At 67.4% G+C, this 10,291-nt stretch carries 6 protein-coding genes; all 6 read left to right on the forward strand.

What is annotated here, in order from left to right; genetic code table 11:
* On the forward strand, positions 1-3,997 hold a 3,997-nt coding region (locus E6J58_01305; GenBank protein TMB42734.1), incomplete at its 5' end, for a response regulator.
* Positions 3,994-6,114: a response regulator gene (locus E6J58_01310; GenBank protein ID TMB42735.1), complete on the forward strand. Its 2,121-nt coding sequence runs from the start codon at positions 3,994-3,996 to the stop codon at positions 6,112-6,114. The genes E6J58_01305 and E6J58_01310, both read left to right, overlap by 4 nt.
* Positions 6,115-6,117: 3 nt before the next feature.
* Entirely contained in the window at positions 6,118-6,747 is a 630-nt protein-coding gene (locus E6J58_01315; protein TMB42736.1) for a phospholipase, read from the forward strand.
* A 27-nt stretch (positions 6,748-6,774) separates the two neighbouring features.
* Positions 6,775-7,221: an adenylate cyclase gene (locus E6J58_01320; GenBank protein TMB42737.1), complete on the forward strand. Its 447-nt coding sequence runs from the start codon at positions 6,775-6,777 to the stop codon at positions 7,219-7,221.
* 22 nt (positions 7,222-7,243) lie between these two features.
* Complete coding sequence (locus E6J58_01325; protein TMB42738.1) at positions 7,244-8,605, forward strand: insulinase family protein; 1,362 nt, start codon at positions 7,244-7,246, stop codon at positions 8,603-8,605.
* Entirely contained in the window at positions 8,602-10,263 is a 1,662-nt protein-coding gene (locus tag E6J58_01330; GenBank protein ID TMB42739.1) for an insulinase family protein, read from the forward strand. Before E6J58_01325 ends, E6J58_01330 begins: the two co-directional genes overlap by 4 nt.
* The last annotated feature ends 28 nt before the right edge of the window (positions 10,264-10,291 follow it).

Here is a 10,291-nt window from a genome sequence, read left to right on the forward strand (position 1 = left end):
GGATCAGCTCCGTTCCTTTGCCTCGGAGGTGACGCGCGTCGCCAAGCAGGTAGGAACGGAGGGCAAGCTGGGCGCCCAGGCCGAGGTGCCCGGAGTGGCCGGCACCTGGAAGGACCTCACCGACAACGTCAACGTGCTGGCCGGCAACCTGACCCAGCAGGTGCGGAACATCGCCAAGGTGACGACGGCGGTGGCGAACGGCGATCTGTCGCAGAAGATCTCCGTCGAGGCCCGCGGCGAGATCCTCGAGCTGAAGGACACCATCAACACCATGGTCGACCAGCTGCGCAGCTTCGCCAGCGAGGTCACCCGCGTCGCCCGCGAGGTCGGCACCGACGGCAAGCTGGGCGGCCAGGCCGACGTCCGCGGCGTGTCCGGCGTCTGGAAGGACCTCACCGACAACGTGAACTTCATGGCGGCGAATCTGACCTCGCAGGTCCGCAACATCGCCAAGGTCACTACCGCCGTCGCCAACGGAGACCTGTCGCAGAAGATCACCGTCGACGTGAAGGGCGAGGTGCTGGAGCTGAAGGCAACCATCAACACGATGGTCGATCAGCTCAACGCGTTCGCCGCGGAAGTCACCCGCGTGGCCCGCGAGGTCGGCACGGAAGGAAAGCTGGGCGGACAGGCGGAAGTCCCCGGAGTGGCGGGCGTGTGGAAGGCGCTCACCGACAACGTGAACTTCATGGCCCGCAACCTCACCGCCCAGGTGCGCGGCATCAGCAAGGTCGTCACCGCGGTGGCGAACGGCGATCTCTCCCAGAAGCTGACCGTGGACGCCAAGGGGGAGGTAGCCGCGCTCGCCGAGACCATCAACGCGATGACCGACACGCTGTCGACCTTCGGCGTGCAGGTGAGCGGGGTGGCGCGCGAGGTCGGCATCGAAGGCCAGCTGGGCGGCCAGGCGAAGGTCCCGAACGCGACGGGCACCTGGCGCCAGCTCACCGACAACGTGAACCAGCTGGCGGCCTCGCTGACTACGCAGATCCGCGCCATCTCCGAGGTGGCGACCGCGGTGACCAAGGGCGACCTGACTCGTGCCATCACCGTCGGCGCCGAAGGCGAAGTGGCGAAGCTGAAGGACAACATCAACCAGATGATCGTCAACCTGCGTGAGACCACGCAGAAGAACCAGGAACAGGACTGGCTGAAGACGAACCTGGCGAAGTTCAGCTCGATGATGCAGGGCCAGAAGAACCTGGACACCGTCTCGCGGCTGATCATGTCCCAGCTCACGCCGCTGGTCAGCGCGCATCACGGTGCGTTCTTCATGGTCGATCAGGACGGCGCCGCTCCGGTGCTCAAGCTGGTCGCGACCTACGCGTACAAGGAGCGCAAGAGCGTGGCCAACCGCTTCCGCGTCGGCGAAGGCCTGGTGGGCCAGTGCGCGCTGGAGAAGAAGCCCATCCTGCTCACCCGCGTCCCCGCCGACTACATCCAGATCAGCTCGGGCCTGGGAGAGGCGCCACCGCTGAACATCATCGTCCTGCCGGTCCTCTTCGAGGGCGAGGTGAAGGCGGTGATCGAGCTGGCGTCGTTCAACCCGTTCGGCGCCATCCACCAGATCTTCCTCGACCAGCTCACCGAGTCGATCGGCGTCGTGCTCAACATGATCGGCGCGAACATGAGGACGGAAGAGCTGCTGCAGCAGTCGCAGGGCCTGACGCAGGAGCTGCAGACGCAGTCGAAAGAGCTCACCATCCAGCAGGAAGAGCTGAAGCGGAGCAACTCGGCGCTGGGGAAGCAGGCGCTGGAGCTGGAAGAGAAAGCCAAGCAGCTCGAGGAGCAGAACGCGAACATCGAGGTGAAGAACCGCGAGGTCGAGCTGGCCCGCGCCAGCCTCGAGGAGAAGGCGGAGCAGCTCTCGCTGATCTCGAAGTACAAGAGCGAGTTCCTGGCGAACATGAGCCACGAGCTGCGCACGCCGCTCAACTCGCTGTTGATCCTCGCCAAGCTGCTCGCCGACAACAAGGACGCAAACCTCTCCGAGAAGCAGGTCGAGTACGCGAAGACCATCTATGCCAGCGGCGGCGACCTGCTCACGCTGATCAACGAGATCCTCGATCTGTCCAAGGTCGAAGCCGGCAAGATGCAGATCGAGCCGCGGGACATCGCGCTGACCGACCTGCGCGACTACTTCGAGCGGACGTTCCGCCCGGTGGCGGAGCAGAAGGGTCTGCGCTTCGAGGTGGAGATCGCCGCCGGCATTCCCACCTCCATCCGGACCGATCCGCAGCGCCTGCAGCAGGTCCTCAAGAACCTGCTGGCGAACGCGTTCAAGTTCACGGACCAGGGCAAGGTCCGGCTGGTGATGGACACCAGCTACGACCGGACGGATTTGGAGTCCGAGACGCTGCAGCGCGCCGCGAAGGTCCTGCGGTTCTCGGTGATCGACACCGGCATCGGGATCCCGAGGAACAAGCAGAAGATCATCTTCGAGGCGTTCCAGCAGGCCGACGGAACCACGAGCCGCAAGTACGGCGGAACCGGGCTCGGGCTCTCCATTTCGCGCGAGATCACCCGCCTGCTCGGCGGCGAGATCCACGTGCGGAGCGAGCCGGCCGAGGGCAGCACCTTCACCCTCTACCTGCCCGACACGTACGTCGCCGCCGAGGCGGAGGTCGAGTCCGACACCGTCGTGCGCACCCGCGCCCGCATCGCCGAAACGGAGCCGGCTGAAGAAGGCGTCGAGGCGCCGCCGCCGCGGAAGTCCGAGAGTCCGAAGCCAGCCAATTTCCTTACCGAGCTGGCGTCCGGCGTCGCCGACGAGATGGTCTCGCGTCCAATTGAGGACGATCGCGAGCACCTGCGCGAAGGCGACCGCGTGTTGCTGATCGTCGAGGACGATCTCAAGTTCGCGCGGATCATGGTGGGGATGGCACGCGAGAAGGGCTTCAAGGCAGTGGTGGCCACCCGCGGCGATACCGGGCTCGCGCTGGCCAACGAGCTGCAGCCCGTCGCCATCACCCTCGACATCCAGCTTCCGGTGGTCGACGGCTGGAGCGTCCTGGACCGCCTGAAGCGGAACCCGCGCACGCGGCATATCCCCGTGCACGTCATCTCCATCGTCGAGAAGAGCAGGAAGGGCGCAGCGATGGGCGCGTTCGCCTATCTCGAAAAGCCGGTGAGCAAGGAGGCGTTGGAGGGCGCCTTCGACCACATCGCGGGCTTCGTGAACAAGAAGGTGAAGAAGCTGCTGGTGGTCGAGGACGACGTCGTCCAACAGCGCAGCATCGCCGACCTGCTGCGGGGCGAGGACGTCGAGGTCGTCGCGGTGACCAGCGGCAAGGAGGCCCTGGAGCAACTGGAAGGCGGCGGGTTCGACTCGCTGGTCCTCGACCTGCTGCTCCCCGACGAGGACGGCTCGCGTCTCCTCGAGGACATCAAGACCAATCCGAAGTTCCAGGACATCCCGGTCGTGGTCTACACCGGCAAGGACCTCTCACAGAAAGAGGAAGCGCGACTGAAGCGGTACGCCGAGTCGGTGATCCTCAAGAGCGGCTCGAGCTCACCGGAAAAACTGCTCAGCGACACCGCTCTCTTCCTCCATCGTGTCGAGGAGAAGTTGCCGGAGAAGGCCCGGGAGCTGCTGCGCAGCCAGCGCGAGGAGGGCGAGAGCGTGGCGGGCAAGAAGGTGTTGATCGTCGACGACGACGTGCGCAACATCTTCGCCCTCACCAGCGTGCTGGAGAGCCACGGGATCGACGCGGTCTACGCGGAGAACGGCAAGGACGCCATTTCCGCGCTGGAGCGCAATCCCGACGTCGACGTGGTGCTGATGGACGTGATGATGCCCGAGATGGACGGTTACCAGACGATGCGCGCGATTCGCAGCGACCCCGCGCACAAGGCGCTGCCCATCATCGCCATCACCGCCAAGGCGCTGAAGGAGGATCGGGAGAAGTGCATCCAGGCAGGAGCGTCGGATTACCTGCCCAAACCCGTGGAGAACGACAAGCTGCTGGAGCTGATCCGTCTCTGGGCACGCGCATGAAGAGGAAAGTCATCAGCCTGCCGCCACCGCCGGTGAAAATCGGAGGTGGCCGGCACCCCATCGAGGCGGATGCGCCCGCGGCGCGCATCCTGATGGTCGACGACCATCCGCCGAATCTGATGGCGCTCGATGCGATCCTCGATCCGCTGGGTCAGGAGCTTCTCCACGCGCATTCCGGCGAGGAGGCCTTGCGGCAGCTGCTGGAGACCGACTTCGCGCTCATCCTGATGGACGTGCAGATGCCGGGGCTCGACGGCATCCAGACCGCCAAGATGATCAAGGAGCGCCCGCGCAACCGGCACATCCCCATCATCTTCCTCACCGCCATCCACAAGGACCCGGCGTACATCTTCCGCGGCTACAAGGAGGGCGCGGTCGACTACCTCCTCAAGCCGTTCGATCCCGAGATCCTCCGTGCGAAAGTGTCGGTCTTCGTGGATCTCTGGCGCAAGACCGAGCTGCTCCGCCGGCAGGAGGCGATGCTCCGGGCGACCGAGGTGATCGCGGTCGAGAAGCGGGGCGAGCTGCGCTTCCGGGCGCTCACCGACTCGATGCCCCAGTGCGTGTGGGCCGCCCGTGCCGACGGCGAGATCTATTACTGCAACCGCGTCTGGCGCGAATACGCCGGCGAGGAAGCGGGCATCACCTTCTTCGACGCCATCCCCGAGGAGGAGATGGAGGAGGCCCGGCTGGCGGTGGGGAGCGCCATCCGCTCGGGACAGCCCTTGGAGCGCGAGCAACGGCTGCGCCGCAAGGACGGCCAATGGCGCTGGCACCTCTGCCGGCTGGTGCCCGAGCGCGACGAGCGCGGGCGGATCCTCGGCTTCATCTGCACGGCGACGGACATCGATCAGCACAAGCGCATCGAGGAGGCGAACAAGGCGCTGCTCGCCAGCGAGAGCGAGGCCCGCAGGCAGGCCGAGATCGCCAACCGCACCAAGGACGAGTTCCTCGCCACCGTCTCCCACGAGCTGCGCACGCCCTTGAACGCCATCCTGGGCTGGACGCGGATGCTGCGCACGGGCGCGGTGGAGCCGAAGGCGCTCAACCGCGTGCTGGAGACCATCGAGCGCAACGCCCGCGCGCAGACGCAGCTGGTGGAAGACATCCTCGATGTCTCGCGGATCATCGCCGGCAAGCTCCGCATCAACATTCGCAAGACGGACCTGCACACAGTCGCCCGCTCCGCCCTGGACGCGGTCCGGCCGGCCGCCGAGGCAAAGGGCGTGCTGCTCGTCGCCGATCTGCAGCCCGGGTCGGCCGAATTCTGCGGCGATCCGGACCGCCTGCAACAGGTGATCTGGAACCTCCTCTCCAATGCGATCAAGTTCACGCAGAGGTCCGGCAAGGTGGAGCTGCGGATCGAGCGCGTGCAATCCGACGTCCGCATCGGCGTGGCGGACACCGGCATCGGGATCGCGCGCGATGCGCTCGACCACGTCTTCGATCGATTCTGGCAGGCGGACAGCTCCAGCACGCGCTCCCAGGGAGGCCTCGGACTCGGACTCGCCATCGTCCGCCATCTGGTGGAAGTGCACGGCGGGACGGTCCGGGCGGAGTCCGAAGGCGAAAACCAGGGCGCGCGCTTCACCGTGTCGATGCCGGTGCGCGCCGTCGCCCCCGAGGTGGAACCGGAGGCGGCGCGATCCGGGGCCGAACCCGTCGCGCGGCGCGGGACACTGGTTTCCGCCGAGACCCTGCTGGAGGGTGTCGACGTCCTCGTGGTCGACGACGAGATCGACGCGCGCGACCTGGTCGCGGCCGTGCTCGGCAAGTGCGGGGCCAGCGTGCGGTTGGCGAGCACCGTGGATGAGGCCATCGCGCGGATCCGCGAGCGCCGTCCCAACGTGCTCCTCTCGGACATCGGCCTTCCCGGCGACGACGGCTACGAGCTGATCCGCCGCGTCCACGAGATCGACCCGGCCATCCCGGCCGCGGCGCTCACCGCCTATGCCACGCCCCAGGATGTACGGCGTGCGATCGAAGCCGGGTTCCAGGCGCACGTGGCCAAGCCGGTGGAGCCTTCCGATCTGGGGGTGCTCGTCGCCTCCTTGTCGGGCCGCATCGTCGCGGCGCCCACGATCGAGCCGGCGGAACCGCAGGCCAGCGCCGGCTGACGCGTGAAGCTCAACGCCATCGAGTTGCCGCCGCGCGCGCCTGGGCTCTCGCGCACGCTGATCCTCCTGCACGGCTACGGCGCCGACGAGCGCGATCTGCTACCCATCGCCCACGCGCTCGACCCGCGCCTGCGCGCGGTTTCGCTGCAGGGATCCGTCGCGCTCGGCGGGCCGATGCGCGCCTGGTTCAACCTGGAGCAGGACGCGCGCGGCCGCATCACGTTCGATGCCGACGCCGCTCGCGCCGCCGTACGCGGCGCGACCGCCGCGGTCGAGGAGATCGCCGCGACTTCTCCCAGACCGCTTCTGCTGGGGTTCAGCCAGGGGGCGGGAATCGCAGTGGGCGTCGCGTTGCTCCGGCCGGATCTGGCGGCGGGGGTCCTGTCGTTCTCGGGCGTGGCGCGCGCGCTCGAGGACCAGGACCATGCCCCCATGGAGAAGCTGCGGGGTTTTCCCGTCTTCGCCGCGCACGGCCTGGACGATCCCCTGCTGCCCATCGAGCTTGGCCGCGATCTACGCGCTACGCTCGAGGCGCTCGGCCTCGACGTCGAGTGGCACGAGTACCCGATGGAGCACATGGTGATCCCGGAGGAAATCGAAGACGCCCGCAGGTGGTTGAACGCTCGACTGTGATTCCGATCTTGAAATGAGGAGGTCGCGATGGGCGTAGAGATCGAGAGGAAGTTTCTGGTGAGCAAGGACCTCCTCCCCAGGGAGCTGCCGGAGGGCGACGAGCTGGAGCAGGGCTACCTGGGCATGGATCCGACGGTGCGGGTGAGGCTGGTCACCGCGCACGACGGGATCCGCCACGCCGAGTTGACCGTCAAGGGGAACGGTCTCTTGTCCCGGTCGGAGTTCAACTACCCGATTCCCCACGAGGACGCGGAAGCCCTGCTGCGGATGTGCTCGCGCAGCCTGCGCAAGGTGCGGCGCAAGCTCGGGCGCTTCGAGCTCGACCACTTTCGCGAGCGCGATCTCTGGCTGGCCGAGATCGAGCTGGCGGACGAGCGGGAGAGCTTCGAGCGGCCATCGTGGCTCGCGGAGGAAGTCACCCACGATCCGCAGTACTCGAATTCGCGCCTTGCCGCCCCGCGCCGCGCGGGTTAGGCAAGCGCGCCGGAGGCCGTCCATGCGCAGGATCGCCGCGATCGGTTGCCTGGCGCTCGCCTTTGGCGCGCGCGCCGCGGACCCCGACATCAAGTTCGAGAAGTACCAGCTGCAAAACGGGCTGACGGTCATCCTCAGCGAGGATCACCGCCTCCCCCAGGTGGCAGCGGACATCTGGTACCACGTCGGCGCCGCCAACCAGACGCCGGGCAAGAGCGGGTTCGCGCACCTCTTCGAGCACATGATGTTCTCGGGCTCGAGGCACGTGCAGCCTTCGCCGTTCCAGGTGCTGGAGAGCATCGGCGCCTCGGGAATGAACGGCACCACGAACTTCGACCGGACGAACTATTTCGAGGTCGTGCCTTCCAACCAGCTCGCGGCCGCGCTCTGGGTGGAATCCGACCGCATGGGGTACCTGCTCGACACGCTGGACGAGCAGAAGCTGCGGACGCAGCGCGACGTGGTCTCCAACGAGAAGCGGCAGAGCTACGAGAACCGGCCCTACGGCCTCGCCGGCCTGCGCGTCTGCGATCTGCTCTTCCCCAAACCTCACCCCTATTACGAATGCGTCATCGGCGACATCGCCGACATCCAGGCGGCTTCCGCGGCGGATGTCCGGCAGTTCTTCCGCACCTGGTACGGGCCGCAGAACGCCTCGCTCGCGATCGTCGGCGACTTCGATCCCAAGGTGGCGCGGGAGCTCGTCGAGAAGTATTTCGGTCCGATTCCGGGCGGGCCCGCGGTCAAGCGGCCTGACATTCCGCAGGCCAACGTCGGGCGGATGATCAAGGAGACCGTCGAGGACAAGCTCGCCGAGCTGCCGCGGCTGATCCTCGTCTGGAAAGGCGTGCGCCTGTACACCGACGAGGAGCCCGCCGGCGACGTCCTCGCGGACGTGCTCGGCTCCGGGAGGACGTCGCGTCTCTACAAGGCGCTGGTCTTCGAGCGGCACCTTGCGTCCGGAGTGAGCGCCGGTAACGGCAGCTACGGGCTGGGCGGCTGGTTCCAGGTCACCGTCACCGCGGCCCGCGGGCATACCATCGATGAGATCCGTCCGGTGGTCGATCAGATCGTGGTCGAGCTGCAGCAACAGGCGCCGACGAAGGAGGAGGTCGAGCGTGCCCAGCGAAACATCATCGCCAACCAGGTGCGCACGGTCGAACGGATTGGCGGCTTCGGCGGCAAGGCCGACCTGCTCAATCATTATCAGACGTATCTCGGCGACCCCGGATACCTCGCCCGCGATCTCGCCCGCTATCGGGCGGTGACGCCGGCCGCGGCGCAGGCCTATGCGAACAAGTTCCTCATCCCCAACGAGCGCATCGAGCTGGACGTCGTCCCGGCCGCGAAGCGGACGGCGAGCGCCGAAGGAGCGGAGCGGTGAGACGCGCCATCATGGTCGCGGCGCTCGTTGCCGCTTGCAGCGGATCGCGCCAGGAGACGAAGTCGGCCGCGCAGCAGGGAGCCGCCCCCAGCGAAGCGCAGCCTGCTCCGCTGGCGGCGCAAGCGCCTGCGGCCCAATCCGACGGCGGAGTTCCAGTCCAGGTCGGAAAACCGCCACAAAAGGCGCCCGAGCCGGCGGCACCGCCACCCGCAGCCGAGACGGCGCAGGGGTCGCCGAACGCAGCGTCGGAAGCGCCGCTGATGCCGGACGCAGCCTTTCGCGTTCAGGCCCCACCCCCGCTCGCGCAGCAGCCGCACTTCGATCCGCCGGTGCCCATCGAGCGAAAGCTCAAGAACGGCGCTCGCGTCCTGATCGTCGAGAACCACGCCGTCCCGCTGGTCGCCATCGGCGTCCGCTTCCTCCACGGAGTCGATGCGGATCCGAAGGACAAGCCAGGGCTCGCGGAATTCGTCGCCGACATGGTGGACGAGGGCACGAAGAAGCGGCCGGCGCAGAAGCTGGCGGAGGAGATCGAGGACCTCGCCGCGCACCTCGGCGCCGGCGCGTCGCTGGAGACGGCGAGCGTCAACCTGAACTGCCTCACCGAGACGCTGCCCAAGGCCCTGGAGCTGCTCGCCGACGTGGTGGAGAATCCCGCCTTCCGGCAGGAAGACGTGGAGCGGGTTCGCATCCTGAAGCTGACCGCGCTCGAGCAGAAGAAGGCGAGCCCGGGGGCACTCGCAGCGGATCAGGCCTCGCGCATCCTCTACGGCGACAGGCACCCGTGGGGGCAGCCCGCGGGAGGAACTCCCGAATCGGTCGGGTCGATCACCGCCGCGGACCTCGCCGCGTTCCACGCGAAGTGGTGGGTCCCGAACGACGCGGTCATCTCGGTGGCCGGCGACGTGAAGCCCGCCGAGATCGTGCGGCTGCTGGAGGAGAAGTTCGCTTCCTGGAAGCCACACCGCGTGCCCGCTTTGTCGCTTCCGCCGTTCCCGAAGCTCAACCGGCGCGCGATCGTCGCGCTGGAGAAGCCGGGCACCACGCAAGCGCAGGTGTGGGTGATCGGACGGCTGTTCAAGGCGACCGATCCCGACGCCATCCCCATGCGCGTCGCCAACCTCACGCTGGGCGGGCTCTTCACCAGCCGGCTGAACATGAACCTGCGTGAGAAGCACGGGTACAGCTATGGCGTGAATTCGTCGGTTTCCCTCATGCGCCGGAGCGGGTCGTTCGCCGCGCGCGGCGGGATCGTGGCGAAGAACACGGTCGAGGCCGTCGCCGAGTATGAGAGCGAGCTGCGCACCTTCTCGAACGGCCAGGTGTCCGATGCGGAGCTGGCGGCGGCGAAGGAGGCGCTGATCCGGGGGCTACCGGCGGCGCTGGAGACGAATGATTCGGTGTCCGCGGCGATGGGCAATCTCGTTTCCCTCGGACTCCCGCTCGACTACTACAGGACGTATGCGGACAGGGTCGGCAAGGTGTCGCGGGTGGAGGTGAAGCGGGTGGTGACGAAGTGGGTAACGCCCGCGCGTTGGCCGGTGGTGATCGTGGGTCCGGTCGCGCAGAGCAAGGAAGCGCTGGAGAAGCTCAACCTGGGGCCGGTCTCGATCGCGCCGGCGGTCCCGGGAGCAAAGCCGTCCGCCTCGACGCCCTGATCGGGCTGCGTCTAGAGCGCGCGGCGCA

Source organism: Deltaproteobacteria bacterium (assembly GCA_005879535.1).
GTDB lineage: Bacteria > Myxococcota > Myxococcia > Myxococcales > 40CM-4-68-19 > 40CM-4-68-19.

Bases quoted from the DNA above. Each gene is read 5' to 3' on its own strand.
- E6J58_01320 (TMB42737.1), top strand. From the start codon at position 6,775: ATGGGCGTAGAGATCGAGAGGAAGTTTCTGGTGAGCAAGGACCTCCTC.
- E6J58_01325 (TMB42738.1), top strand. From the start codon at position 7,244: ATGCGCAGGATCGCCGCGATCGGTTGCCTGGCGCTCGCCTTTGGCGCG.
- E6J58_01310 (TMB42735.1), top strand. From the start codon at position 3,994: ATGAAGAGGAAAGTCATCAGCCTGCCGCCACCGCCGGTGAAAATCGGA.